This is a genomic window from Chishuiella sp. (assembly GCF_032109125.1).
Taxonomy (GTDB): Bacteria; Bacteroidota; Bacteroidia; order Flavobacteriales; family Weeksellaceae; genus Empedobacter.
The window spans coordinates 51,241-77,493 of sequence record NZ_DAMCLZ010000001.1 but is presented as its reverse complement, the minus strand read 5'-3'; the positions used below and the strand labels follow the sequence as shown (position 1 = coordinate 77,493).

24 protein-coding genes and 1 riboswitch are annotated in these 26,253 nt (G+C 27.3%); of the genes, 13 read left to right on the top strand and 11 right to left on the bottom strand.

The features are described from left to right. Positions 1-2 precede the first annotated feature (2 nt). Positions 3-2,624, bottom strand: a complete 2,622-nt coding sequence (locus RT575_RS00365; RefSeq protein ID WP_313577930.1) for a valine--tRNA ligase — start codon at positions 2,622-2,624, stop codon at positions 3-5. Between the two features lie 204 nt (positions 2,625-2,828). On the opposite strand from RT575_RS00365, the gene RT575_RS00360 reads away from it, so the two are divergent. Beyond that, entirely contained in the window at positions 2,829-3,194 is a 366-nt protein-coding gene (locus tag RT575_RS00360; RefSeq protein ID WP_313386793.1) for a DUF1573 domain-containing protein, read from the top strand. A gap of 47 nt (positions 3,195-3,241) precedes the next feature. Here the strand turns inward: RT575_RS00360 and RT575_RS00355 are convergent, their stop codons facing one another. Further along, the gene (locus RT575_RS00355) at positions 3,242-3,901 is read right to left on the bottom strand and encodes a metal-dependent transcriptional regulator (RefSeq protein ID WP_313386792.1); all 660 of its coding nucleotides are present in this window, start codon (positions 3,899-3,901) and stop codon (positions 3,242-3,244) included. 119 nt (positions 3,902-4,020) lie between these two features. Further along, on the bottom strand, positions 4,021-5,202 hold the full coding sequence (locus RT575_RS00350; protein ID WP_313386791.1) for a homoserine dehydrogenase: 1,182 nt from the start codon (positions 5,200-5,202) through the stop codon (positions 4,021-4,023). Positions 5,203-5,327: 125 nt separating this feature from the next. Continuing rightward, positions 5,328-5,426: riboswitch (SAM riboswitch) on the bottom strand. Between the two features lie 359 nt (positions 5,427-5,785). Here RT575_RS00350 and RT575_RS00345 point away from each other — a divergent pair. Both RT575_RS00345 and RT575_RS00340 read left to right on the top strand, forming a co-directional pair. Further along, complete coding sequence (locus tag RT575_RS00345) at positions 5,786-8,947, top strand: carboxypeptidase regulatory-like domain-containing protein (protein WP_313577927.1); 3,162 nt, start codon at positions 5,786-5,788, stop codon at positions 8,945-8,947. Between the two features lie 19 nt (positions 8,948-8,966). Beyond that, positions 8,967-9,731: a glycerophosphodiester phosphodiesterase family protein gene (locus tag RT575_RS00340; protein ID WP_313577925.1), complete on the top strand. Its 765-nt coding sequence runs from the start codon at positions 8,967-8,969 to the stop codon at positions 9,729-9,731. A 227-nt stretch (positions 9,732-9,958) separates the two neighbouring features. On the opposite strand, the gene RT575_RS00335 is transcribed toward RT575_RS00340, so the two are convergent. Then, positions 9,959-10,693 carry a DUF2911 domain-containing protein gene (locus RT575_RS00335; protein WP_313386788.1) on the bottom strand — a complete coding sequence of 245 codons (735 nt, stop codon included), beginning with the start codon at positions 10,691-10,693 and terminating at the stop codon, positions 9,959-9,961. After that, on the bottom strand, positions 10,690-10,854 hold the full coding sequence (locus RT575_RS00330; RefSeq protein WP_313386787.1) for a DUF5522 domain-containing protein: 165 nt from the start codon (positions 10,852-10,854) through the stop codon (positions 10,690-10,692). The genes RT575_RS00335 and RT575_RS00330 overlap by 4 nt, the downstream gene beginning before the upstream one ends. A 478-nt stretch (positions 10,855-11,332) precedes the next feature. Between RT575_RS00330 and RT575_RS00325 the strand changes: the two genes are divergently transcribed. Further along, on the top strand, positions 11,333-12,250 hold the full coding sequence (locus RT575_RS00325; protein WP_313577923.1) for a pyridoxal-phosphate dependent enzyme: 918 nt from the start codon (positions 11,333-11,335) through the stop codon (positions 12,248-12,250). Continuing rightward, a complete protein-coding gene (locus RT575_RS00320) occupies positions 12,247-13,329 on the top strand; it encodes a glucosaminidase domain-containing protein (protein WP_313577921.1) in 1,083 nt (360 codons plus the stop codon). Before RT575_RS00325 ends, RT575_RS00320 begins: the two co-directional genes overlap by 4 nt. 111 nt (positions 13,330-13,440) lie before the next feature. On the opposite strand, the gene RT575_RS00315 is transcribed toward RT575_RS00320, so the two are convergent. Continuing rightward, positions 13,441-13,815: a YchJ family metal-binding protein gene (locus RT575_RS00315; protein WP_313577919.1), complete on the bottom strand. Its 375-nt coding sequence runs from the start codon at positions 13,813-13,815 to the stop codon at positions 13,441-13,443. A gap of 102 nt (positions 13,816-13,917) precedes the next feature. On the opposite strand from RT575_RS00315, the gene RT575_RS00310 reads away from it, so the two are divergent. Together RT575_RS00310 and RT575_RS00305 are read left to right on the top strand one after the other, a co-directional pair. Then, positions 13,918-14,313 (top strand): barstar family protein, encoded by a 396-nt coding sequence (locus RT575_RS00310; protein WP_313386783.1) that lies wholly within the window; start codon positions 13,918-13,920, stop codon positions 14,311-14,313. A gap of 32 nt (positions 14,314-14,345) precedes the next feature. Beyond that, complete coding sequence (locus RT575_RS00305; protein ID WP_313386782.1) at positions 14,346-14,852, top strand: hypothetical protein; 507 nt, start codon at positions 14,346-14,348, stop codon at positions 14,850-14,852. Between the two features lie 44 nt (positions 14,853-14,896). Here RT575_RS00305 and RT575_RS00300 read toward each other — a convergent pair whose 3' ends face one another. Beyond that, positions 14,897-15,619, bottom strand: a complete 723-nt coding sequence (locus RT575_RS00300) for an RDD family protein (protein WP_313386781.1) — start codon at positions 15,617-15,619, stop codon at positions 14,897-14,899. Between the two features lie 30 nt (positions 15,620-15,649). Here RT575_RS00300 and RT575_RS00295 point away from each other — a divergent pair, with 30 nt between their 5' ends. The 6 genes from RT575_RS00295 to RT575_RS00270 all read left to right on the top strand — a co-directional run bounded on the left by RT575_RS00295 (position 15,650) and on the right by RT575_RS00270 (position 22,339). Continuing rightward, positions 15,650-16,648: a stage II sporulation protein M gene (locus tag RT575_RS00295; RefSeq protein ID WP_313577916.1), complete on the top strand. Its 999-nt coding sequence runs from the start codon at positions 15,650-15,652 to the stop codon at positions 16,646-16,648. Further along, positions 16,635-17,291 carry a hypothetical protein gene (locus RT575_RS00290; RefSeq protein ID WP_313577914.1) on the top strand — a complete coding sequence of 219 codons (657 nt, stop codon included), beginning with the start codon at positions 16,635-16,637 and terminating at the stop codon, positions 17,289-17,291. The genes RT575_RS00295 and RT575_RS00290 overlap by 14 nt, the downstream gene beginning before the upstream one ends. After that, entirely contained in the window at positions 17,288-18,460 is a 1,173-nt protein-coding gene (locus RT575_RS00285; protein WP_313577912.1) for a hypothetical protein, read from the top strand. Before RT575_RS00290 ends, RT575_RS00285 begins: the two co-directional genes overlap by 4 nt. Beyond that, complete coding sequence (locus tag RT575_RS00280) at positions 18,457-19,449, top strand: MoxR family ATPase (RefSeq protein WP_313577910.1); 993 nt, start codon at positions 18,457-18,459, stop codon at positions 19,447-19,449. The genes RT575_RS00285 and RT575_RS00280 overlap by 4 nt, the downstream gene beginning before the upstream one ends. Positions 19,450-19,595: 146 nt before the next feature. After that, positions 19,596-20,777, top strand: coding sequence for a DUF58 domain-containing protein (locus RT575_RS00275; RefSeq protein ID WP_313577909.1), 1,182 nt, complete (start codon positions 19,596-19,598; stop codon positions 20,775-20,777). A gap of 248 nt (positions 20,778-21,025) precedes the next feature. Next, a complete protein-coding gene (locus tag RT575_RS00270; protein WP_313577907.1) occupies positions 21,026-22,339 on the top strand; it encodes a carboxylesterase family protein in 1,314 nt (437 codons plus the stop codon). A gap of 2 nt (positions 22,340-22,341) precedes the next feature. Here the strand turns inward: RT575_RS00270 and RT575_RS00265 are convergent, their stop codons facing one another. From RT575_RS00265 to RT575_RS00250, 4 genes are all read right to left on the bottom strand, one after another. Then, complete coding sequence (locus RT575_RS00265) at positions 22,342-23,235, bottom strand: hypothetical protein (protein ID WP_313386774.1); 894 nt, start codon at positions 23,233-23,235, stop codon at positions 22,342-22,344. A gap of 164 nt (positions 23,236-23,399) precedes the next feature. Next, positions 23,400-24,425, bottom strand: a complete 1,026-nt coding sequence (locus tag RT575_RS00260) for an AMP-binding protein (protein ID WP_313577905.1) — start codon at positions 24,423-24,425, stop codon at positions 23,400-23,402. 1 nt (position 24,426) lies between these two features. Beyond that, positions 24,427-25,038 (bottom strand): DUF1684 domain-containing protein, encoded by a 612-nt coding sequence (locus RT575_RS00255; RefSeq protein WP_313577903.1) that lies wholly within the window; start codon positions 25,036-25,038, stop codon positions 24,427-24,429. Then, a complete protein-coding gene (locus RT575_RS00250) occupies positions 25,038-26,075 on the bottom strand; it encodes an o-succinylbenzoate synthase (protein WP_313577901.1) in 1,038 nt (345 codons plus the stop codon). Before RT575_RS00250 ends, RT575_RS00255 begins: the two co-directional genes overlap by 1 nt. Between the last annotated feature and the right edge of the window lie 178 nt (positions 26,076-26,253).

The window sequence follows — 26,253 nt, the reverse complement described above, 5'->3', positions numbered from 1 at the left end:
TTTTATAAAGCTGCTAATTGTTCTTCTATTTGAGAAATTTTCTCTAATGCATCAGCTTCTTTCTTACGTTCGCTTGCTATAACTTGTTCTGGAGCTCCAGCAACAAACTTTTCATTTGATAATTTTTTACGAACCGAATTTAAAAACCCTTGGTTATAAGCCAAATCTTTTTCTAATTTTTCACGTTCCGCTTCTATATCAATATTATCAGACATCGGAATCATAAATTCTAATGTTCCTACACGGAAAGCAAAACCTTTCTCTGGCTTATCTCCTGTATTGAAATTAGAAACATTTCCTAACTTAGAAAATACATCAACAAAAATTTCTGAAGCAGCATTTACATCAGCAAAAACTTCTAAAGCTTCTTTTGGTGACATACCTTTTTCTGAACGTAAACCACGAATAGCTGTTGTTGCTTCTTTGGTATTTTCAAAGTTTTTAATAATTACCTCATCAAATGAAGTTAATTTTGGATATTCAGAAATAATTAAAGCTTCGTCTTCGTTTCTATCAGCTATTAATTGCCAGATTTCTTCTGTTAAGAAAGGCATAAATGGATGTAAAACTTTTAATACATTTTCTAAATAACCTATTGTTGCATGATAAGTTTTTGCATCAATTGGTTCTCCAAATGTTGGTTTTATAGCTTCTAAATACCATGAACAGAAATCATCCCAAATTAATTTATAAATTGCCATTAATGAATCTGATAAACGATATTGATCATAATTATGTTCGATATCAGCTAAGGTTTGTTGGAATTTATTTTCAAACCATTCAACAGCTTTAGCTTGAGCTGAAGATTGTTGTAAATCTTCTTTTACTTCCCAACCTTTAATTAATCGGAAAGCATTCCATATTTTATTAGCAAAATTACGTCCTTGTAAACATAAATCAACATCAAATGGTAAATCATTTCCAGCAGGAGCAGTTAATAACATTCCCATACGAGTTGCATCTGCACCATATTCATTCATCAATTCAATTGGATCTGGTGAATTTCCTAATGATTTAGACATTTTACGTCCTTGTTTATCACGTACAATTCCTGTGAAATATACATTTTCGAAAGGTAATTGATCTCTATATTCGTATCCAGCAACAATCATACGAGCTACCCAGAAAAAGATAATATCTGGACCAGTAACTAAATCTTGTGTAGGATAATAATAATTAATTTCTTCATTTTCTGGCTCATTAATTCCATTAAAAACAGAGATTGGCCATAACCATGAAGAAAACCAAGTATCTAAAGCATCTTCATCTTGACGTAAATCATCAATTGTTAAGGTTTGATTTCCTGTTTTTTCTTGTGCTAAAGGAAGAGCTTCTTCTTTTGTTAATGCGACAACAAAATCTTCGTTTCCATCCCCATAGAAAAATGCAGGTATTTGGTGTCCCCACCATAATTGACGAGATATGTTCCAATCCGTTACATTTTCCATCCAATTACGATATGTATTTTTAAATTTCGCTGGATGAAATTTAATTGTATCGTTCATTACATTATCTAAAGCAGGTTTTGCTAGATCTGTCATTTTCAAAAACCATTGATTCGAAATTTTTGGTTCGATAACAGCTCCTGTTCTTTCAGAAGTTCCTACTTTATTCGTATAATCTTCTACTTTTTCAAGTAAATCTTTTTCTTGTAATTCTTTCTCGATTTCTTTACGAACTTTGAAACGATCCATTCCTACATATTGTAATCCATGATCATTCAATTTAGCATCATCAGTAAAAATATCTATGAACTCTAAATTATGTTTTTTACCTAATTCATAATCATTCGTATCATGAGCTGGAGTAACTTTTAAACAACCAGTTCCGAATTCTAAATCAACATATTCATCTTCGATGATATTAACTTCTCTACCAACTAAAGGAACAATTACTTTTTGTCCTTTTAACCATTCATAACGTTCGTCATTAGGATTAATACATACAGCAGAATCTCCAAAAATAGTTTCTGGACGAGTTGTTGCTACAACTATATATTTATCAGAACCTACAACTTGGTATTTTAAATGATAAAGTTTTCCATTTTTTTCTTTATGAATAACTTCTTCATCAGAAATATTAGTTTTAGCCTCTGGATCCCAGTTTACCATACGGTAACCACGATAAATTAAGCCTTTGTTATAAAGATCAATAAATACTCGTTGTACTGATTCTGATAAATCAGCATCCATCGTAAATTTAGTACGATCCCAATCACAAGAAGCTCCTAATTTCTTTAATTGATCTAAAATAATTCCACCATGCTTATGAGTCCAATCCCAAGCGTGATCTAAAAATTTTTCTCTACCAATGTCAAATTTAGATACACCTTCTTCTTTTAATTTCGCAACAACTTTTGCTTCAGTAGCAATAGATGCATGATCTGTTCCTGGTACCCAACAAGCATTATATCCTCTCATACGAGCACGACGAATTAAAACATCTTGTATCGTATTATTTAACATATGCCCCATATGCAAAACACCTGTGACATTTGGTGGAGGAATTACAATTGTATAAGCTTTTCTTTGGTCTGGAGTAGATTTAAAATATTTCTTCTCCATCCAGTATTCATACCATTTTCCTTCAACTTCTTGAGGCGTATATTTTGATGCGATTTCCATTTGTAATTTCTTAAAAAAATAAAGTTCTGCAAAAATAACAATTCTTATCAAGAATACATATCATAATAGAAATATTATTTAGAATCTTTAGGTACTTACTTTTTATAAATAGATTTTTTAACATTAATTAAGAAATCTATTTGATAGATAATTATTTTAAAATATATATATTTCATATATTTGATATGACAATTTATTATCATTATGAAAAAAATTATGTTTTTAGGTGCTTTTGTATTAGGAGTATCATCACTTTTTGCACAAACACTTACTTTAGAAAAAGAAGAAATTCAATTTGGTAATTTGAAATTGAATACAGAAGTAACTTCTAAAATGAAAGTTACTAATACAGGTGACAAACCTCTAATTCTAAAAAGTGTTGTTGGATCTTGTGGTTGTACTATACCAGAATATGCTAAAACACCAATTGAACCAGGAAAATCTAGTGATATTGTAATAAAATATTCTACTGGAGGAGTAAAAGGAGATTTTAATAAATCTGTAACTATCACTTCTAATGATCCTGTTAGTTCTAGAAAAATCTTTAGAATAAAAGGTAAAGCTGAATAATATTAAAAAGCCAAGCTAAATGCTTGGCTTTTTAATGTTCAAATATTTTATTTTGCTAAAAGTCTTAATGTAACATGATTACTAAAAGTTTCAATTTTATTCTCTTTTTGAGAGAATTCAACTGTCATTGTTCCATCAAACTCTTCCAAATCCAAAATCTTTATTTTATCATTTAACTGAATATCTTTAGAATTTAAATATTTCAAAAAATCTTCTGAAGAATAAATTACAGCACAAATTTCTACCTCATCACCTTTTTTAAATTCAGCTAATTTTTTATAGTTTACAATTTCAAAATTTCCTTCTTTATCAGGAATTGGAGAACCATGAGGATCAACTTTAGGATAATTTAAAATCTCATCCATTTTATCAAAAAATAAAGGGCTTTGGATATGTTCAATCTGTTCTGCAACTTCATGAACCTGCTCCCAGCCAAATCCCATTTTTTCAACTAAAAACATTTCTGTTAATCTATGTTTTCTAACAATCAAAGATGCTTTTATTATTCCTTTTTCAGATAAACGTAAGGGCTTATATGACTCATAAATGACCAAATCTTTTTCAGCTAATTTTTTCATCATACTATTTACAGTAGGCATTTTTATTTCCAAATGCTTACTTAAATCCTTAACATTAACTTCTCCTTTACCATTTTTAGATAAATGAAATAGAGCTTTTAAATAGTTTTCTTCAACTAATGAATTCATTAGACAAATATAATTTAAAGAATTCATTATTTAGAAAACTTTTAATTTTATACTTAGATAAATCAATAAAAAACTAATAGCAATTAATTTATAAATTAACTGCTATTAGTTCACGAAATTTATTCAAAAGCAATTATAGAAAGGTTAGGATTATGAATAAAATTATTATCTTTTAATTTATTTATATCAATCAAACCTATAATATGATTATAATCTTTACTCTCATATCGTTCTTCGACTTCTTGAAAAACAGCAAAATAATCATCTAATTTTATTGAAGAACCAAGATAAATTTTCACAATTCCTGATTGATTAAATTTTCCTTTTTCTGAATTCTCGTACTTTCTTATAGAATATTTATAATCATATTTAAGTGCAGATATATCACTTAATACTGCAGACGCTGTCGGAAATCTCCCTGCTCCTTTTCCATAAAGAAATTGTTCATCAGATAAAGAACTTCCAATCAAAACACCATTATATTCGTTGTTAACTAATGCAATTGTTTTATCCAAAGGAATAAACGTTGGTAAAACCGTCGAATTTATTTCGTTAGTTTCTGGAATTATTTGAGATTTAGCAATTAACTTTATTGTATAACCTTTTTCTTTAGCATATTTCAAATCTTGAATCTGTAAAGATGTAATTCCTTTTCTTATAACATCATCTACATTTATTTTTTTACCAAAAGCATGTAGAGTTATTATAGATATCTTACTCGCAGCATCAAAACCTTCTACATCTGCAGTTGGATCAGCTTCAGCAAAACCATTTTCTTGTGCTGATTTTAATGCATTTTGATAAGATTCATTCTCATTGACCATTTTAGTTAAAATATAATTAGTTGTTCCGTTTACAATTCCAGATACATAATTTAACAAATCATTATCAAAATATTCTTCTAGATTTCTAATAATAGGAACAGAACCGCAAACCGCAGCTTCATAAAGAAAAGAAACATTATTTTTTTCTTGTAATTCTAATAATTCTCTATGATGATCTGCTATTACTTTTTTATTTGCACTAACAACATGTTTTCCTTTACTAAAGGATTTTTTTATAATAGAATACGCCGCATCAGCTTCAGATATAAGTTCTACTACAAGATTTATATCTTCATCATCTAATATATCATCTGCGTTTGTAGAAAATAATTCTTTTGGTGCGTTACGTGGTTTATCTATATCTTTTATAACTATTTTTTTTATTGTAGCATTTATTTGAGGTTTATCCTCTAAAACCTTGTAAATTCCTTCACCGACTACTCCAAAACCAAATAAACCAATGTTTAACTTTGCCATATCTTTAAATTGTAAAATGTTTTTGATATCAAGACAAGTAGATAAAAAAAATGATCCAACTGTCTAAATAAAAACAGATGAACCAATTTTAATAAAATTATTATTGATTGATTGAATTTTGTTTTTATTCATCTCCCCTATTAAGGATGGATTTAGCACCTTGATGTGTAATCAGGTTGCTAAAGTTTCATCGGGCCATTTCCCTCCACTTTTCTTGATAAATTGTAAATTTTATAAACTATTTCGTTGGCACAAATCTACTACATTTAAAATGTATTATCCAAATAAAAAAGACTAAATTTATTCATATTTTTCTATAAATAATTAAAAAACAATACAAAACATAATTTTATTCTGTTTTTTATTAATATACATAATTTTATTCTGTTTTATTAAGTTTTAATAAAAAACATATTTTAACATGAAAAATCACTAATATAAATTATTAGAAAGATTTATTTTGATTTAACTATTTATTAACTATTTTAACAATACGATAACTTAACGTTTATTTTTCCTTAACATTCAGTTTATATCCAAAAATTAGTTTTACATCCAAATTAAACACATAAACATTAACTAGATGATAAAACAATTTACAACTTTAGCTGCATTAACCGCCACCACAATTTGTGTATACGGACAAGGAACACAAGCTTCTATTTCTGGAAAAGTCTTCAACGAAAATGGGAATGGAATACATACTGTAACTGTACAAGTGAAAAACGAATCCACAGGTTTTACAACTTCCACATTTACTAATGAAAAAGGTGAGTTCTATTTTAAACAATTACCTTTAGGTGGACCTTATACCATTACTGCTATCTCTAACGAATATGGAGAAGAAATAAAAGATGGATATCAATTAAATCTTGGTGATGATATAAAAATTGATTTTAACCTAAATTCTTCCCCTGAAATAATAGAAATTGAAGGTGTAGAAGTTAGAGCAAATTCATTAAAAAATACAATAAAAAATATAGGCTCTTCTACGTCTGTTACAGCAAAAGACATTGAGAGATTACCTGTTAATGGAAGAAATTTCACTTCATTAATCGATCTATCACCATTAAGCTCTGGAAGTAATTTATCTGGTCAATTAGCATCGTCTACAAACTTTACTATAGATGGTATGACTGCAAAAAATCCAACTTCTGGTGGGGCTACAAATAGAAACGGTGGACCATATTCTATTTCTATGGAATCCGTTCGTGAGTTTGCTGTTGTAACAAACGCTTATGATGTTACTTATGGCCGAAGCGGTGGAGGAACTATAAATACTGTTACTAAATCAGGAACAAATACTTTATCAGGAAGTGCATTTATGTTTGGTCGTACTGACTGGTTATCTAGTCCTTATGATATTAATGCAAATAAAAGAGATTCTAAATTTTCTACTTATCAATATGGTTTTACACTAGGAGGACCAATTATCAAAGATAAACTTCATTATTTCTTTGCATGGGATCATCAAGCACATTCTTCACCATTAATTATAGCTGACCTTAGAAATGAACAAGATGAAGCAAGATATAATTTAAGTCAATCTTCTCTTGATCGTTTCGTTGATATTTCAAGAAGAAAATACGGTGTTGCTAATTCGCCACAGTTTGGCCAATTTGATCGTAAAAGAGGAACTGATGCATTATTTTTGAGATTAGATTGGCAAATTAATGATCGTAATTTATTAACAATTCGCAATAATTACGTAAATGATAGAAATAATCTTGGATTAGGTGATAATACTTCTATAAATTTATATGAAGTTTATGGTGATGTAAACTCTGTTGATAATAGCTTAATGGCAAGTTTACGATCTAAACTATCTTCTAAATTAACAAATGAATTAAAAGTTCAACATTTGTACACTTCAGAAGAATCTACACCTAATAGCCAATTACCTAAATCAAATATTCCTCGTGCAATTGTAGAACGAGTACAATCTAATGTTAACGGAAAGGATGTATTTACAAACATACAAATTGGTGGACAACGTTATTCTCCCGAAAATTTTTATAATCATGTTTTTCAAATTACTGATAACTTATATTGGAATACAGAAAAAATAAATTACACTTTTGGGTTTGATATGATGTATACACATATGAATTCCCTTTACGGAAGTGAAATGAATGGTCGTTATTACTTTACTGGTTTAGATAACTTTGATAATTTAACTCCTTACCGTTACGCAAGAGAAGTATATCTAAATGAAGACAATAGAGTAAAACAAAATATTCTTGCTACTGGTGTTTATGGACAATTACAGACTAAACTTGCTCCTGGATTAGAATTAATAGGTGGATTAAGATTAGATTATACTCATTATTTTAATAAAGGAAACTTTAATCAATTAGTTTATGATGAACTTGGATTAAGAACTGATAATGTTTTAAAAACATTTCAAGTACAACCTCGATTCCAATTTACTTGGGATTTAAACGAAAATAAAACAGATATTGTACGTCTTGGAGCTGGTATTTTTGGTTCTGATATTAATAACTATGCAATGATTAATAACATGGTTTTTGATGGTACTAGAGTTGCTTCTATTGATGTACAAGGAGATTTAGTTCCAAGACCTGATTTTATTGGTTACAGACAAAACCCTAGCTCAGCACCTGGAGCAGAATTATTCAACAATCCAAACATTCCTAAAATATCAACTATAAACATGAATTCAAAAGATGCTAAAGTTCCTGTTGTGTACAAAGCAAATGCTTCATATACGCATTTCTTTAGCAATCGTTTCAAAGTTGGAGCACATGCTTATATGTCTTTAGGTAGAAACAACTATATGTATGTTGATAGAAATATGGTCGATCAACCTTTCTTTAGAATCGCTGCAGAAGATAATCGTGGTGTATATGTACCTGCAAATTCTATTAATACTACAAATGGAGCTACTGATTGGATGTTAGGTAGAAAAAGTGATAAAATTGGTCGCGTACTAGAAATGGTTAGTGATGGAAAAGTTAATCAATATGCCTTTGTTATTGATGGAACATATAACTATTATAAAGAAGGACAAATATCTGTTTCATATACATGGAATGATACAAAAGATAACACTTCATACAATGGAAATGTTGCTAACTCAGCTACTTTATCTCTTTTAGTAAAAGATGATCCTAGAAACTTAAGTAAAATGACTTATTCTGATAATCATTTTCGTCATAAAGTTGTAATATACGGAACTACTCCAACATTTTGGGGGATAAACGCAGGAGTTCGATTTTCTGCTATCGGAGGAACTCGATATTCTTTAGGTGTTAGTGGTAATATGAATGGAGATTTTGTAAACTCTAATGATTTAGCTTATATTTATGATATTAATAATCCGAATACTCCAGAATATTTACGTGCTGGAATACAAGCTATATTAGATAATCCTAATGTTGAAAATAACACAAAGAAATATATTCGTAAAAGTTTCGGGAAGATAGCTGAAAGAAATGGAGGTATTAATGGGTTTTATGGTTATGTAGATTTACGTTTATCTAAAAAAATAAAAATTGTAGATAAACATAGTTTAGAAATTTCTGCTGATATTTTTAACGTTGCCAACTTAATGAATAAAGAATGGGGACGAGCGAAAAATCTAGGAAAACAAAATATTTATTCAATTAAAAAATTCAATGCTGAAAAACAAGAATTTGAATATAACGTAAACACAAACACAGGAACAAGTAGTTATTCTGGTAATCCATATCAAATACAAATCGGATTGAGATATGCATTTTAAAAAAAATCACAAATAAATAATGAAAAATTTAGTAAAAAAAGCTTTATTCGTAGGAATGTTTATACCTACTGTTATGATTAATGCTCAAACAAAAGTTATCGCCCATCGTGGATATTGGGATACACCAAACAATGCTCAGAATTCTATTCAGTCATTAGAAATGTCTAATAAAATAAAAGTTTATGGAACTGAATTTGATGTCTCTATAACTAAAGATGGTGTTTTAGTTGTAAATCACGACGCCGACATACAAGGCGTTGATATCGAAAGTAATACTTTTGATAAAATAAAAAATTTAAAAATAAAAAATGGTGAAGTTCTTCCTACAGCAGAACATTATTTAATTGCTGGAAAAAAACATCCAAACCTGAAAATGATTTATGAAATAAAACCTCATAAGACAAAAGAGAATGAAGATCGTGCGGTTTTAGCTTCTATCGAATTAGTTAAAAAATTGGGAATGGAAGATCAAGTTGAATACATTTCTTTTAGTAAAAATATCTGTGAACAATTGAAACTTCATAATCCTAAAAGTCATGTTTCTTACTTAAAAGGAGATTTAACTCCCCAAGAAGCTAAAGATTTAAATTTTGATGGAATTGATTATCATTTTTCATTATTCGAAAAAAATCCAACTTGGGTGAAAGATGCTCAAAAATTAGGTTTAATTGTAAACTCTTGGACTGTAAATACTAAAAATGATATGCAAGCTTTATTGGATAAAAAAGTTGATTACATAACAACTGATAAGCCAGAAGATTTACAAAAATTAATAACAAAATAATTTGATTTTAATTCAATTTTAATTCAATTTTTAAAAGTAATTAGCTGCAATAGTGATTGAAGTGAAAATCCTTTTTTGGTTGGATACATTCAATATTTACTAAAAAACAATCAAAAGAGATTAGGAACGAGAAAGCACGGTGCGAAACAATTGCCCTAAAAATATAATCGTCATAAAAAAATCCATTTAGAATATTCTAAATGGATTTTTATTATTTTAAAAATAAATCAATAATTATCCTTTTCTATTGTTTCTTTTAATTCCTTAAAATATCCAGGGACTTTTGCATCTTTCTTAATTGCAGTATTTATCCATTCTAGCGCTTGTTTTCTATCTAAGCGATTTGTGTAATAAAAATTTGCAGAGTTATAAAAATCTCGAGCTGAAGAATTTGAATTCAAATTTTCTTTAATCATTTTTAAAACAGCTTCTTTTGTATTAGTCTCTAAATTAACTTTAACAGATATATCATCCCAAGCTAAAACTAAATCTGCATTATTTTGTTTTACGTTTGTAAAACGAATTTCAAAAGTTTCTAATTTTTCAATTTTCAATTTTGTTGGAACAACAGATACTTTTAAAGCAACATTCGATTCTTTCCAATCTACCTGATTTCCCCAATTATTTGATTCTTTATAAAAAATTATATCCCAACTATTTTTGTTTGGAATAGTAAATAATCCATATTTACCAGCAGCTAACTCTTTTCCGTTAACTTTTATTGGCTGATCAAAACTAATTGTAGTATTCTCATTAGCTCCAGTTCTCCATACTTCTCCATCAGGGACAAGTTTTCCAAAAATTTCTCTATTGTTAACATTTGGACGATTATATACAATTTCAAAATCTGTTAATCCAACTTTTTGTTCTATTTCTGCATGCGAACTTACAGCTGGAAATTTCATTTGAGCAAAAGCACAAGAACTAACGACTAAGGCTAAAAATGCTGAGGTAATTTTCATTTTATTTTTTTATTTATTTTATCGGTGTTTTTATCATAACCATAAGGACAATGTTTACATCCACTTTTACAACAATATCCTCTCCTTTTCAAATATTGTTCTGTAAAGATTCTATATCCCGCAGGAGATAAATAATAATCTCCTTCCAAAAACTGTTTCATATTTCTTCTCCATTTGCATCAGAACAAATTATTATTGCTCTGAATTTCCATTATCAATTCAACTTCATTATCAAACAAGCATTAAAAATACTGAGAAAAGATTGATTATCCTCAATTATTTAATAATTTTGTAAATTATTGATTATAAGAAATGTTTATTATTGTTTGCAAAAACTTATTCAGAAAGAATTTCATTGGAATAACATTATTTCCATTCATATTCTTAAAAGACAAAAGTTTAAAACTAAATAAAACATTGGTTAATCATGAAAAAATTCATATCAAACAGCAATTAGAAATGTTTGTTATATTTTTTTATACGTGGTATTTAATTGAGTATTTTATTCGGTTGATACATTACAAAAATAAATATGAAGCTTATAAAAACATAAGTTTTGAAAGAGAAGCTTACGATAATGAAAGTAATTTATTGTATTTAAAAAATCGTAAATTATATAGCTTCTTAAACTATTTGTAAATGATTTGGAAAGATTATAAAGCAGAAATACAAGAAATAAAACTACCTAAAATAGCTGATTTAAATGTTAAGTTATCTATTTTAAGAGAAGATTTAATTCATTCTGAAATTTCAGGTAATAAATACCGAAAATTAAAATATAATTTAATTGAAGCTGAAAAACTAGGCTTCAAAAAATTATTAACTTTTGGAGGTGCATTTTCTAATCATATTGCTGCAACTGCTGCTGCAGGAAAATTATATGGTTTTGAAACAATTGGAATAATTAGAGGAGAAGAGTTAGAAAATAAAATCAACGAAAATGCTACACTTCGTTTTGCTAAACAATATGGAATGCAACTTTATTTTATTTCTCGAGAAGAATATAGAACTAAGCATGAATTAAGTTTTCTAGAACAATTAAAATCAAAATTTCCAAATGCTTACATTGTTCCAGAAGGAGGAACCAATGATTTAGCTATAAAAGGTTGTAAAGAAATTTTGTATAATGAATGTTTTAATTATGATTATTTAGGATCTGCAATAGGAACATGCGGAACAATAACTGGTTTGATTGAAAGTTCTGCTGATCACCAAACTATTCTTGGTTTTCCTAGTTTGAAAGGAGATTTTATAACTAAAGATATTCAAGAACTTACATCAAAAAATAATTTCACTATTTTTAATGATTATCATTTTGGTGGATATGGAAAAGTTAACGAAGAATTAATTAACTTTATAAATGGTTTTAAACATTTAAATAGAATTCAGTTAGATCCTATCTATACGGGAAAAATGTTGTTTGGAATAGCTGATTTAATCAAGAAAAACTATTTTAAAAACAATTCCTCTATCCTACTCGTTCATACTGGAGGGTTACAAGGAATTGAAGGAATGAACAATTTTTTAAGAAAAAAGAATAAAAATATCATAGAATGAAAAAGTTACTATATGTTTTTGGTTTACTAACTTTTATTGTATCCAAAGCACAAGAAAGTAAAGACATAACTTACATTCGCACACATGCTATTTTAGCGGTACAAGAAATGGAAATGTATAAAATCCCTGCTAGTATTACTCTAGCTCAAGGCTTATTAGAAACTGGTGGAGGACAAAGTCGTTTAGCAGACCAGGCGAATAACCATTTCGGAATAAAATGTAAGGGACCTGAAGAATGGCCATTAGACAAACCAAGAGTTTATCATGATGATGATGCAAAAGGAGAATGTTTCCGTAAATACAATTCAACTGAAGAAAGTTACAGAGATCATTCAAAATTCCTTGCACTTCGACCTTATTACAAATCATTATTTACCCTAAATCCTACAGATTACAAAGCTTGGGCAAATGGATTAAAAAGAGCTGGTTATGCAACAGACCCTAAATATCCTTCAAAATTAATTTCGAGAATAGAAAAATATAATCTTGATCAATTTGACAATATAGATTCCAAAGAAGTATATGCTAAATTATATACTCTTTATAATAATCAAGATGATATTTTATTAGCTAATAATGCTAAAAAACCTCTCGAAACTAAAAAACATCATAAAAAAGATGAGGTTCTTGTTGCTAAGAATTCTACAATAGAAGAACTTACTCCAACCAAAGAAACAATTACCGAAAATACCAAGACAATTGTTTACGAGACAAGACCTCAAAATCCATCTTTACGTATCAAAAGACACAAAAACAATATACCATATATTGTAGCACAAGCTGGTGAAACAATATCTTCTATTTCAAAAACATACAACATCGTTCCTTCTGCCATTGCCAATTACAATGAAATTGAAATGGGAACAAAATTAAGAGATGGCCAAATTGTATTTTTCGGAAACAAAAAATCTAAAGGATCAGATTATTCTTATAAAGTTCAACCAGGAGATGATATGTATTCTATCTCTCAAAAATTTGGTGTAAAAGTTAGTAAACTTTATAAATACAATAGAATGGATTCTGGAACTCAACCAAAAGTTGGACAACGAATTAATCTAAAAACTAAAGTTAGAGCTTAAATAAAAATAGGATGGTTAAAATTAACCATCCTATTTTTATGATGTTAGGTTTTTGTAAGGATTTTATTCTATAACTATTGCAAAACTTGTAATAAGAAGTAAATATTAAAATTATAAGTCAAATTTTCCATCAACATAATACCATTTACTTCCCTCCTTTTGAAAAGCAGATAATTCTTCATGCTCATAAAAATCACCTAAATGATCTTGGTAGTAGGCTTTAAAATGAACATAACTATCCCAAGCTTTTACAACAATCAATTTTAACCAAGTATTTTGTTTTGACCATTGATCTATTTCATTTTTAGAATGATACGGCCTTTTACTAGGATGTGTAGTTTCTACTAAATAATCTACCAAATGAAGTGAGAAAGCTGAATAACGAGAACGCATCAAAACTTCTGGTGTTTTAGGTAAAAACTCATCTTTATGATAAGGTTCGCAACAATCTTTATATTCTTTTCCTGAACAACAAGGACATTCCATTTTTTTGTGGTAAAGATACTCAAAATAAAAAGAAAATATTTTTTACATCACTCAGTTCATCAATAATATTGTATCTTAATCTAGATTTTTTAATTGTATTACATGAACCATAAAACATATAAAATTAAAGGAAACAAAATTCACTCAATTTCAGATTTTTATCAAGAAATAAATCGATTGTTCATGAAAAATGAAAATTGGAATTTAGGAGAAAGTTTAGATGCCTTAGATGATTTACTTTATGGTGGATATGGAGATTTATTTGGGTTAGACAAAATTACTATACTATGGAAAAACTCAGAAGAAAGTAAAAAATCATTAGGTTATGAAACAACCAAAATTTATTATGAAAGTAAAATTTCTCAACCAGAAAAATATAATGTAAAAAAAATTAAAATAGATTTAAAAGAATTACAAGAAAATAAAGGTAAAACGTATTTTGAAATCATTATCGAAATCTTTAAATCTCATAAAAATATAGAGCTAATATTACAATAAACTAAATATCAAATCACACATTTTAACTACAAATGAATTTAAAAACAATAACAATCGTTTTAGGGTCTATTTTATCATTTACAATGATATCATGTAACTCTAATAAAATAAATAATCACGAGCAAACAGAAAATTCTATTTCATCTAGTAAATTAATTTCTTCTTTAAAAGCTACACAAAACAATTATAATATAAAAGATACTATTACTTTAGAGTTTACGGTAACAAATCCAACTTCAAAAGTTATAAAATTTACTCAATATCATACTCCATTTGAAGGAATGATAAGTGATTTTTTAACAATAAAAGACACTAAAGGTAATGATATTAAATACATTGGCCCTATGGTTAAGAGAATTACTCCTCCTCCAAGTAATTCATATCATACATTAGAACCTGGAACTAGCGAGAGTATAAAATTTTCCATCAATAAAAGTTATAAAATTGAAAATGCAGGAACGTATATTATAAACTATATTCAAACCCCTATTAACGGAATAAAAACTAGTAAATCAATCAAAATAAAAGTAAATAACTAAAAAACAAAGCTCAAGAATTAATTAATCTTAATCTTGAGTTTTTTCTATTTATCTTTATGATAATGGTAATGGTCCTGAATAATAATTTGAATAAAATCTATATTACCTAAACCATCACTCTTTACATCCATAATTTCTTCTAATTTTCTTGTTAGTTTTAAAAGAATATCATAGTCATTCTTTTTCATTGCAATATTAAAATTATCCTTTACAATATTTATATCTCTATCAGACAACTTGTAAACTTCAGGAAAACGAATTTTATATGTATCAGAAATATTTTCAAATATCGTTTGAGATAAATCCAATTTAGGATTAAGATCAATTAAACAAGTATTAGCTACAATATCTCCTAAACGTTGATGTTTTTTATTAATAATGATTGTTATTAATGCGATTATTCCTGTAAATAAATATAATTCTACAAGTCCAATTACCCATCGTAAAAAATAATCAAAATTATTTGCTCTATTCCCATCAATTCTTAATACCCTAATTTTCATCAACCATTTTCCAAAAGTTTGTCCATTCATTAAAATTTCTAAAACCAAAGGATATAATAAGAAAATGAATCCAAGTAAACTAAAAATACCATAGGTAAACCATTTATCTTTTATGGGAATAAGAGTTGAAAAGTAATAAAGTGCAATCACCAAAAAGATACGAATAATAATATCTATAATATAAGCTAATATACGTTTACCTACAGAAGCTATATTGTATTCAATTTGCACATTTTGAGGTGTATTGACTAAAAGTTTATTCATATATTTGAATTACTAATTAACCCCTCTACAATGAGAGAAGCTCATTTTATTGATAAAAATAAGGCGAAATGGTCTGATATTGAACATAATTTGAAAAATAAAATTAATGTTCATCCAGATATTCTGTCTAAAAACTACATCGAAATTACGAATGATTTGGCTTTTGCTCAAACATTTTATCCAAAAAGTAAAACAAAAGAATACTTAAATGAGCTAGCATTATTTGCTCATCAATCCATATATAAAGACCAAAGAAATTCGAGTAATCAATTCATTCAATTCTTTAAAAATGACGTTCCTAATGTTATCTACAAAAATCATAAAATGCTATTGTATTCTTTTTTGATTTTTTCTTTTGCCGTTCTCATAGGAATAATATCTTCTCATTACGATCAAGATTTCACAAGTCTTATCTTAGGAAGAGATTATGTAGAAGAAACATTAGTTAACATTAAAAATGGTGATCCTGCTGCTATTTATAAATCTGGAAGTCAAACTGGTTCTACACTTGCAATTACTGTCAACAATATAAAAGTTGCATTTTATGCATTTACATTAGGTTTATTTTTTAGTATTGGAGCTGGATATATCTTATTTAACAATGGAATTATGTTAGGTGCATTCCATTATATGTTTTTTAAAGAAGGGGTTTTAGGAAAAGCCATGACAGCAATTTGGATGCATGGTACTATAGAAATATCTGTTATTATAATTGCTGGAGCTTGTGGGCTAATGCTTGGTAATAGTTTTATGTTTCCAAAAACTTATTCACGTAAAAAATCTTTAATCTTAAAAAGTAAAGAAGCTGTAATGATATTAGTTAGTACAATTCCATTTTTTATGCTTGCAGGGTTTATCGAGGGATTTATTACTCGTTTGTATGATATTAATCTATTTTTAAGTCTAGCTGTAATCCTATTATCCATTGTTTTGATTGTATGGTATTACGTTATTTATCCTATCAAAAAAAATAGAAAAAATCATTCTATGTCTAATCCTATTTTATCGAACACGAATGAGGAAGAATAAAACATTCTGGACTATTATATTATTATTTACCCAATTTATTCTTTTTGCTCAAGATAAAAAAGAAGAATTCGAAGCGTTTAAACATAAATATTCATCAAAAACATTTGATTATAATGATGTACAACCTCCTAAAGAAAAATCTAACTTTTTATCTAATATATTAAATTATATTTTATCATTTTTAGCAAAATTACCTTGGGTATTTATCTTTTATACTATTGTTATTCTATTTATTTTATTCGTTGGTTATCGCATTTATAAAAATGGTGGCTTATTAAAACAAAATGCACGCAAAATAAGTGAAGAAACTGATTTTAATTACATCGAACAAAATTTAAATAATATTAATTTAAATGAATTGATTTCTAAAGCTGAAAACAATAATAATTATCCTTTAGCAATACGTTATTTACATTACCAAAACTTACAAAATTTGGATAAGTATGGTATAATTGAATGGAATCCAAAAAAAACAAATCAACAATTTATTAATCAAATAAAAAATGAAAAGAATAAACTAGATTTTCAAGAAAATACAAGAATTTTTAATCAAGTTTGGTTTGGTGAATTTGTTATTAATGAAGATGATTATAAAAATCTTAAAGTTATGTTTAACCAATTTAATGAAACAATAATTGCATGAAAAATAATTTAGTTATTATAATTGGAATTTTTGTTCTAATTTTTTTAATGCTCTTTGGTTATTCTAAACTAAATTTTTCTTTACCAAAATCATGGGAAATCACTCTTGATCAAAATAGTAAAGATCCTTACGGTTTATATATTGCACATAAAGAAATAGGGAATCTTTCAAAAGGAAAAATAAAAGATTTAGAGAAAATATCTGAATTGAATATTGATAAAACTAAGGCAAGCGATTACGCTCTTGTTATTATAGGAAAAGAAGTTTTTTTAGATTCTATTTCAAAAAAGTACATTTCTGATTTAGTAAAAAATGGAGGAATTGTATTTATTTCAGATTATCAAGATAATACAGACGATACTATATATACAGCATATAAAGATATTAAAGGGAATTTTGAATTGTCGTTAAAAGATAAGTATCTAATCAGTAATAAGAAAGATATTCAACATCATTATATAGAAAAATATAATGCTAGAAATCATGAAGTTCTTGGAACAATTAATATTAACAATAAATCATATCCTAACTTTATAAAATATCAACCAAATAAAGCGAAAGGATACTTTTTATATCACACAGAACCTATTTATTTTTCAAATTATTATCTTCTTAATCAAGATAGTTATTTTTATTCTAAAACTGTTTTTCAATCTTTGAAAGGGAAAACCATTCTATGGTATAATACAGAAAAAACTTATGCAGGAGCAGCAAATACATCTGTTATGAGATTTATAATGTCCCAACCTGCTTTAAAATATTCATGGATAAGTTTGTTGATTCTTCTTTTCTTATTTTTAATTTTTAAAAGTAAAAGAGAACAACGAATTATACCAATTATAGAAAAAGAAGAAAATCATAGTTTAGAGTTTGCTAAAACAATATCTTCACTTTATCAAGAAAATGGTGAAACAAAAGATATCATAAATAAGAAAATTGATTATTTTCTCTATCAATTGAGAAAAAGTTTTATGATTGAAACTGATGATCTCATGAATAAAAAATTTATAGAACTTGTTGCTCAAAAAGCAAATATTTCACAAGAAGAATGTCTAAATGATTTTCTTATAATAAAAAATAGTTACGAAAAACAACATCCAACTATACATGATTTAAAAAATGTATATCAAATTATAGAAAACTACAAACAGAAAGCAAATATCTCATGAACGAAAATACATATCAACCAATACAAATAGAAAATAGAATCGATTTTACAGATGTACAAGAAAAAATGCAAGCTGTAAAAAAGGAATTAAAAAAAGTAATTGTTGGACAAGATGATGTTATAGATCAATTAATTCTTACTTTATTATCAGACGGTCATTCACTTATAGAAGGTTTACCTGGTGTTGCGAAAACAATGATGGCAAAATTATTAGCTAAAACAATCAATGCTGAATTTAATCGTATTCAATTTACACCAGATTTAATGCCTTCTGATGTAATAGGAACTTCTATTTTGAATTCAAAAATTAATGAATTCGAATTTAAAAAAGGTCCAATTTTCGCAAATATTATTTTAATTGATGAAATTAACCGATCTCCTGCTAAAACACAAGCAGCTTTGTTCGAGTGTATGTCCGAGCAACAAGTTACAGTTGATGGAAATACTTATCCTTTACAACCTCCATTTTTAGTTTTGGCAACACAAAACCCTATTGAACAAGAAGGTACTTATCGTTTACCAGAAGCCCAATTAGATCGTTTCATGTTTAAAATTTTTGTAAATTATCCATCCTTAGAAAATGAAATAGAATTATTAAAAGAGCAACAAGACCGTAAAAATATAGATAAAACTACTTTAGTTCATAAGGTAATTAATGGTAATGATATTAATGAATTTCAAGAGCGAATAAAATCAATCTTTATACACGAATCATTATTAAATTATATTGCAACAGTTGTGCATCAAACTCGTATTGATCAATCTTTGTATATCGGTGCTTCACCCCGTGCTTCTATAGCTATATTAGATGCTTCTAAATCTAATGCTGCTATTAATGGAAGAGATTTCGTAATTCCTGAAGATATAAAACAGGTTGCACATGCAATTTTAGGTCATCGTGTTGTCTTAGTTCCTGAAAAAGAAATGGAAGGAATAACAACACAACAAATTATACAACAAATTATTGATCGCGTAGAAATTCCACGTTAATGAATGTTTTTAGAAGTATTTTTCTCACAAATCGTTTGTTCTACATAGGATTTTTTATTGCATTTTGTTATGTGATTAGTTTTTTTGTACCTATATTTTTCTATATAACAAATGCTATTGCATTCATCCTTGTAATAATCATTTTAATGGATATTCTATTTATTTTTTTAGTGAAAAATTCAATAGAAATTATACGAGAATATCCTGAACGTCTATCTAATGGAGACAAAAATGATTTGAAATTACATGTAAAAAGTAATTATCTATTTCCCTTATATCTAAGGATTATAGAAGAACTTCCTATTCAATTACAAATAAGAAATTTAGAATTTAAAAAACATCTTGCTAAAAAAGAAGCAACACAATTTTTATATACTGTAAAACCGACAGAAAGAGGATCTTATGATTTTGGAAAAACAAATGTTTTTATTTCAGTTTTTGGACTAATCGAAAAGAGAATTCAAAGTAATGAAAATTTATCTATTCCATCCTATCCATCATATTTACAACTAAAACAATTCCAATTATATTCAACGGCTAAATTACAGAATCAATTTGGAATGAAAAGAATCCGAAAAATTGGAACAAATACAGAATTTGAAAATATAAGAAATTATAACATTGGTGATGAATATAGATTAATCAATTGGAAAGCTACAGCAAAAGCGAATAAATTAATGGTAAATCAATTTCAAGAAGAAAAATCACAACCAGTCTATTCTGTAATTGATTTGGGAAGAACTATGCGAATGCCTTTTGATGGATTAAAATTATTGGATTATTCAATTAATTCTAGTCTAGTTTTAGCCAATATATCACTTCAAAAAAATGAGAAAGCAGGTTTAATTACTTTTAATAATTCAATTAAGGATTTTGTTGTTGCTGATAGAAAAAATTATCAAATGCCTATGATTTTAGAAAAATTGTACAATGTTGATACAAATTTTCTTGAAACTGATTTTGGGCAATTGTATGTTTTTATGAAACGAAAACTTACTCAACGTTCTCTTCTATTTATTTATACAAATTTTGAGACATTAGATGCTTTAGAGCGACAAATGCCTTACCTAAAATTAATTAAAAAATCTCATGTTGTTGTATTGATTTTATTTAAAAATACGGAGTTAAAAAAATTAGCTCATCAAAAAGCAAAAACGACAACAGATATTTATAATAATGTAATCGCTGAAAAATTTAATTATGACAAAGAATTAATCATTAACAGATTAAATCAATTCGGAATTTTAACCATTTATTGCGAACCTAAAGAATTAACTATTGGAATTATTAATAAATATTTAGAGATAAAAGCCAAGGGATTATTCTAAAGAAATAATAAAATCTTTATTAATCTATTAAAATTATTTAAACTAATTCTTTTATTAATTTATTTCATTTTAATTCTCTCGAATAATATTTTTTAGAAATTTCACAGTTCAGAGTGATATTTGTATAATTAAAAATAACAATATATTAAATTTCAATCCATCTTATGTACCTAAGATGGATTCTTTTATTAAATGATTTTATATCTTTATAAAACAATTAACCCAATTATTATAGATAATAAAAACCTATGTCTAATTCAATTATTTATCCTACTTCTGTTGGAGATTTTTCTAGAATAAAAGAAAATAATGTCACTTTTATTAAAAATATTCGCTACGCAAAATCAGAAAGATATCATAACCCTATTCCTGTACAAAATGAACAATTTATTTCTGATAAAATTGTTATGTGTCCTCAAAACCCAAGTGAATTAACAGATAAATATCTAGAAAAAATTGATATAAATGATTGCCATTTTGATGAATCTCCTCAATATTTAACAATAACAATCCCAGATAATTCTCAGAACAATAATAATTTACCTGTTGTTGTGTGGATTCATGGTGGTTCTTATGAATATGGAGCTGGTTCTATTGGAACCTCAGATCCTTCAGTTTGGGTAGACGAACAAAATATTATTGTAGTTTCACTTACTTTTAGACTTGGAATTTTTGGATTTCTTGGTGGTTATGATAAACGAAAAGCTAATTTAGGTTTATTAGACATTATTGAAGGATTGAAATGGGTTAAAGAAAATATAGCAGCTTTTGGAGGAGATCAAAATAATATAACTATTATGGGACAATCTGCTGGTGGGGATGCTGTAACACATTTGTTAGGAATAGAAAAAGCTAATAATTTATTTAAAAGAGCTATTATACATAGTGCCCCACTTTCTCTAAGAACACAAAAAGAAAAACTAAATAAATATTTTTCAAAAGAAACTGCTAATGTTCAAAATGATTCTGATCTTTCAAAACTATTAAATACACAAAATAATAATCGACCTCCACTTCTTCGATTTGGTTTAAAAGCATTTATGCCTTTTGGCTTAGAGTACGGTTTTAATCCTTTACCAAATGAGGATGAAATGCAGCAGGCCTGGGATAAAAATGCAAATAAATATGATGTTTTAATAGGTAATAATACCGAAGAAGCATCCTTTTTCCTAAAAACTACCAATTTTTATTTAAAATATAAGAATAATATAATCAATAATTTTATAACTGATAAGTTGATTAATGGAATAACAAATTCCATTTACAAAAATCCTTGTAGAAAATTCGCAAATGATTATAGTAAAGCTGGCGGAAATATTTATTATTATACAATTTCTCCATTAATAAAAGGAGCTGACTTAGCTGCAGGACATTGTATTGATTTACCATTGATTTTTGCTAACGAAAAAGCATGGAAAAATGCAGAAATGATAAAAGATATTTCATGGAATTATATTTTCGAAAATGGGAAGTTAATGAGAAAAATATGGGCTGATTTTGCTAGAAATGGTAAAATATCTAATGAACAATCTCCTCAATTTTTAACAATTAATAAATTATAAACTTATTTTTTCAGTACTAATTTGTCTAAATCTAATAACAAGTAATTAATATTTTGAAAAATAGTTCTTACAACAGATTGCATTTGATTTAGCATAATTGCTCTATTTCTTAAATCTGATGCTGTATATTTTCCTCCATTAGAAAAAACAACAGAAGAGTTTGCTTCATTAAGATCATCGTTGAAATTTAATTTTAACCATCTTTGTTTTGTATTTTGCAAAATAGAAAAACCATGTTCATTATTAGCAAACTTTTTCTCTGTAAACATATACCATACAAAAGGAGGAAAATTTGGAGTTTCTAATTTTTCATTCCAAATATCTCTTAATAAATTTCTTTCGTGCTCAAATTCTATTTTTTTTCCTTTAGGATTAAAAGTCGCTAATCCAAGTCCTGCTCCTAAAATTCCTCCTCCAATACCAACAGTATTTTGCCAATCGTTATTTTTTATAATTCCTCCTGCAATACTTGTTGCTGCACCCGTAATAATAGAAGACATCACCAAAAAATTATTTTTTTTATCATTAATATTTTGAACATAATTAGCCATCTGATCTACACGTTCTCCTTCACAATCATATTCCGCAGCAACAGCATTTAATTCTGTAGAAATCATTGTTATTTTATTATTTATGATATTCTTTAATTCTAAAATTCTTAATCTTGAATTAATTGTTGTATCATTTTTTATTTTAATCATATTATCAACTTCAGAAGTAGCATCTAAAGCATTTAAAATTAAAACACTCTGATCTGAAAAATAATTTTTCAAATCAGTATTTGAATTAATAATTGAATCAGAATTATATGAAATCTTTAATTGTTCGTAATTATAATTTTCAGGTGGTTTACAATAGCTATCTTTTAGGATTAATATATTTTTTTCTGTATTCATCTTTTTTTGAGAAACACAAGAAAATAAAAAAATAGAGGTCAGAATAATGTATAAAACTTTTTTCATAGATATAAAATTGGTCACTATGTAAGATAATTATATATCGTTACATAGTGACCTAAATTTATAATTTTATTTAAAAAATTTCTAATTAAAAATTATATTTAATTAAATTGTTGTCTTTTAATTTTTCCACTTTCAGTTCTTGTAAATTCTTTTATAAATAGAATTTCTTTTGGTAGTTGGTATTTTGATAAATCAACATCTGAAAAATTCATACTTCTCTCCTCACCTTCTATTACAAGAATTAATTTTTCTCCTAATAATTCATCTTTCTTTGATGTTACATAAAAATCTGTTGTTATAAAAGGTTTTAATTTTCCTTCTATTTGCTCTGGAAATAACTTTATTCCCCCAGAATTTATGACATTATCAGCACGACCAATCCAATTGAATTTTTTAGTATCAATTATTTCAACAATATCATTGGTAACAACTTGTAGATTGTCATAAGGAGTATTGATGACTAAACAACCTCGTTCATCTTGAGAAATTTTAACCTCATCAAATGCTTCAAAAACATTTTCAACATTTGTATAACGTTTGTTTTTAACTTGTTTGAATGCGATATGAGTAATTGTTTCTGTCATTGCATAAGTTTCATAAATCTGATTCTCATACAATGATAATTCTTGTTTCACTTTGTCAGAAAGTGGAGCTCCTCCAATAATTAGTTTGTTACATTTTGAAACAAAGTCTAATGATTTTTCGACTTGCATTGGAGTTAAAGCTACAAAATCAATTATAGACAAATTCTCATTAATTCCTTTATTGATAAGATCTAAGAATATATGAGAAGTTGGTTCTATACAAATTAGTTTTAATCCTACTTCTACTGCACGAACTAACATCAATTTTCCTGCGATATAAGTTACAGGCATAGCAAGCAGCGCTGTATTTCCTTTTTGTAAGTGTAAATATTTTGCTGTCATATTTGCACTTTTACGCATATTTTCTTTGGTAAGAATTATTTCTTTTGGTGTTCCTGTTGACCCTGAAGTATGGGCTATCATTACTTCTGAATCTGAAAACCAATCCATTAAAAATACTTTTACGGATTCTTCGAAATCATTTTTAGGAATAATAGTTTGTGGATTGAAAATAGTTTGAGAAAAATCTAAATACAACATTTTATTTATGATAACTTACACCAGCATTAATTTCTATATCTAGAACATTATTAGCTGGAGGGATTGGACAATTGTAATGTTTACTGTAAGCACAATATGGATTATATACTCTATTAAAATCTAAAATAATTTCAGTTGATTTTTTACCTAAATCTTTTGTACTCAAATCTAAATATCGTCCTCCTCCATAGGATGTTACTCCATTTGTTTCGTCCATAAAAGGTAAAAATAAACTTTCTTTATATTTTTCCATAATTGGAGAAGATTGATAGACAGTTAACTTTTGTGGCTGACCATCAATTACAAAATCTACAGTTCCATATTCCTTGTAGTGCTTTATTTTTTTTGCAGATGTAGGAAATGGAATTACTTTTCCGTCTTTAATTGGAGTAAATTTAGCTTTGACTGTATATTTATCATTGATTGGAAAAAATGTGATTCCATGAAAGTTTGTTCTTTCTTCATCTACCAATGGTGTTGTATCAGGATTAGTATATGATTCTGCTAATTCTGTTTGATATTTTTCTATATCATCTTTATTTGATAAATGTTTTGCTGACTGACAACTAAATAAAGTAATTGTTGTCAAAATAAGATAAAATAATTTATTCATTATGCTTTATTTCTATATAAAAACTCTCCTTTTAATTCTAAACGACTTAGGAAATTATTTGTAAATAAACCGCCTGTTCCCAAACCTTGTGGCATTTCTGGATATAAAATAGCAGTCCATTGTGCAATCGCATTCAATCCAACATTACTTTCCAAAGCAGAAGTAATCCAAAAAGGTATTTCGTAAGTATCTGCTGCATTTATCCATTCCAATGAACCTCTAATTCCTCCAACCAAGCTTGGTTTTAGAATAATATATTGAGGTTTAATTTTTTCTAAAAGTTTAAATTTATCTTCTTCGTGTACAATACCAATTAATTCTTCGTCCAGAGCAATTGGTGTTGGTGTAGCAGCACATAATTCTGAAATTTCTTCTATTTGACCAGCTTTTATTGGTTGTTCGATAGAATGAATTTCCAAATCAGCCAATTGTTGTAAAACAACTTTTGCTTCTTCAAAAGAAAAGCCTCCATTAGCATCAACACGTAATTCTAATTCTTTTGCAGAAAATTCTTGTCGTAGTTGTTGTAATATTTTATGTTCATTTTCCCAATCAACTCCAATTTTTATCTTAATACATTTAAAACCTTTGGCTAATTTATCTTGAATTTGTTCTCTCATAAAATCTATAGAACCCATCCAGATTAATCCATTGGTTTGAATTCCTTTATCTCCGGTAGAAAAAGCTGATTCGTATAAATTTGGATTAAATTTATCTGTATAATCATCATTATAACGATTGATAGACATGCTTTGGAATGCTTGTTCTAAACCAAACTGAATAGAAGGCCATTCACGTAATTGATTCCATAAAAGTTCAATTCCTAAATCAATATTTTCACAAGCCCATTGTAATTTTTGTTCATATTCTGGTCTATCATCAAAACTAAGACCTTCAAACAAACCACATTCTCCTAAATATTCTTTTCCCTCCTCTTCTATTGTTAATAAATAGGTCAATTTTTCAGTTAATATTCCTCGTGAAGTTCCACTTGGATTTTTAAATTTTAATCTATATTGTTCAAAACTTGCTTTCATATCCCAAATTTAGGAAATGATATTTAGTTATTAAATGATAAATGAAGTAAAAATATCTTGTAATACTAGAAAATATTTAACTATATCAATTGTAATTGTTCAAACTATTTTTTTCTCGAATTTGCAATAGTGATTGACGCGGCATCCTTTTTTGATTGGTCATTGCATTTCGACTTTG

Coding starts and splice junctions, on each gene's coding strand:
- RT575_RS00365 (WP_313577930.1), bottom strand. CDS start 2,624: ATGGAAATCGCATCAAAATATACGCCTCAAGAAGTTGAAGGAAAATGG.
- RT575_RS00360 (WP_313386793.1), top strand. CDS start 2,829: ATGAAAAAAATTATGTTTTTAGGTGCTTTTGTATTAGGAGTATCATCA.
- RT575_RS00355 (WP_313386792.1), bottom strand. CDS start 3,901: ATGAATTCATTAGTTGAAGAAAACTATTTAAAAGCTCTATTTCATTTA.
- RT575_RS00350 (WP_313386791.1), bottom strand. CDS start 5,202: ATGGCAAAGTTAAACATTGGTTTATTTGGTTTTGGAGTAGTCGGTGAA.
- RT575_RS00345 (WP_313577927.1), top strand. CDS start 5,786: ATGATAAAACAATTTACAACTTTAGCTGCATTAACCGCCACCACAATT.
- RT575_RS00340 (WP_313577925.1), top strand. CDS start 8,967: ATGAAAAATTTAGTAAAAAAAGCTTTATTCGTAGGAATGTTTATACCT.
- RT575_RS00335 (WP_313386788.1), bottom strand. CDS start 10,693: ATGAAAATTACCTCAGCATTTTTAGCCTTAGTCGTTAGTTCTTGTGCT.
- RT575_RS00330 (WP_313386787.1), bottom strand. CDS start 10,854: ATGAAACAGTTTTTGGAAGGAGATTATTATTTATCTCCTGCGGGATAT.
- RT575_RS00325 (WP_313577923.1), top strand. CDS start 11,333: ATGATTTGGAAAGATTATAAAGCAGAAATACAAGAAATAAAACTACCT.
- RT575_RS00320 (WP_313577921.1), top strand. CDS start 12,247: ATGAAAAAGTTACTATATGTTTTTGGTTTACTAACTTTTATTGTATCC.
- RT575_RS00315 (WP_313577919.1), bottom strand. CDS start 13,815: ATGGAATGTCCTTGTTGTTCAGGAAAAGAATATAAAGATTGTTGCGAA.
- RT575_RS00310 (WP_313386783.1), top strand. CDS start 13,918: ATGAACCATAAAACATATAAAATTAAAGGAAACAAAATTCACTCAATT.
- RT575_RS00305 (WP_313386782.1), top strand. CDS start 14,346: ATGAATTTAAAAACAATAACAATCGTTTTAGGGTCTATTTTATCATTT.
- RT575_RS00300 (WP_313386781.1), bottom strand. CDS start 15,619: ATGAATAAACTTTTAGTCAATACACCTCAAAATGTGCAAATTGAATAC.
- RT575_RS00295 (WP_313577916.1), top strand. CDS start 15,650: ATGAGAGAAGCTCATTTTATTGATAAAAATAAGGCGAAATGGTCTGAT.
- RT575_RS00290 (WP_313577914.1), top strand. CDS start 16,635: ATGAGGAAGAATAAAACATTCTGGACTATTATATTATTATTTACCCAA.
- RT575_RS00285 (WP_313577912.1), top strand. CDS start 17,288: ATGAAAAATAATTTAGTTATTATAATTGGAATTTTTGTTCTAATTTTT.
- RT575_RS00280 (WP_313577910.1), top strand. CDS start 18,457: ATGAACGAAAATACATATCAACCAATACAAATAGAAAATAGAATCGAT.
- RT575_RS00275 (WP_313577909.1), top strand. CDS start 19,596: ATGGATATTCTATTTATTTTTTTAGTGAAAAATTCAATAGAAATTATA.
- RT575_RS00270 (WP_313577907.1), top strand. CDS start 21,026: ATGTCTAATTCAATTATTTATCCTACTTCTGTTGGAGATTTTTCTAGA.
- RT575_RS00265 (WP_313386774.1), bottom strand. CDS start 23,235: ATGAATACAGAAAAAAATATATTAATCCTAAAAGATAGCTATTGTAAA.
- RT575_RS00260 (WP_313577905.1), bottom strand. CDS start 24,425: ATGTTGTATTTAGATTTTTCTCAAACTATTTTCAATCCACAAACTATT.
- RT575_RS00255 (WP_313577903.1), bottom strand. CDS start 25,038: ATGAATAAATTATTTTATCTTATTTTGACAACAATTACTTTATTTAGT.
- RT575_RS00250 (WP_313577901.1), bottom strand. CDS start 26,075: ATGAAAGCAAGTTTTGAACAATATAGATTAAAATTTAAAAATCCAAGT.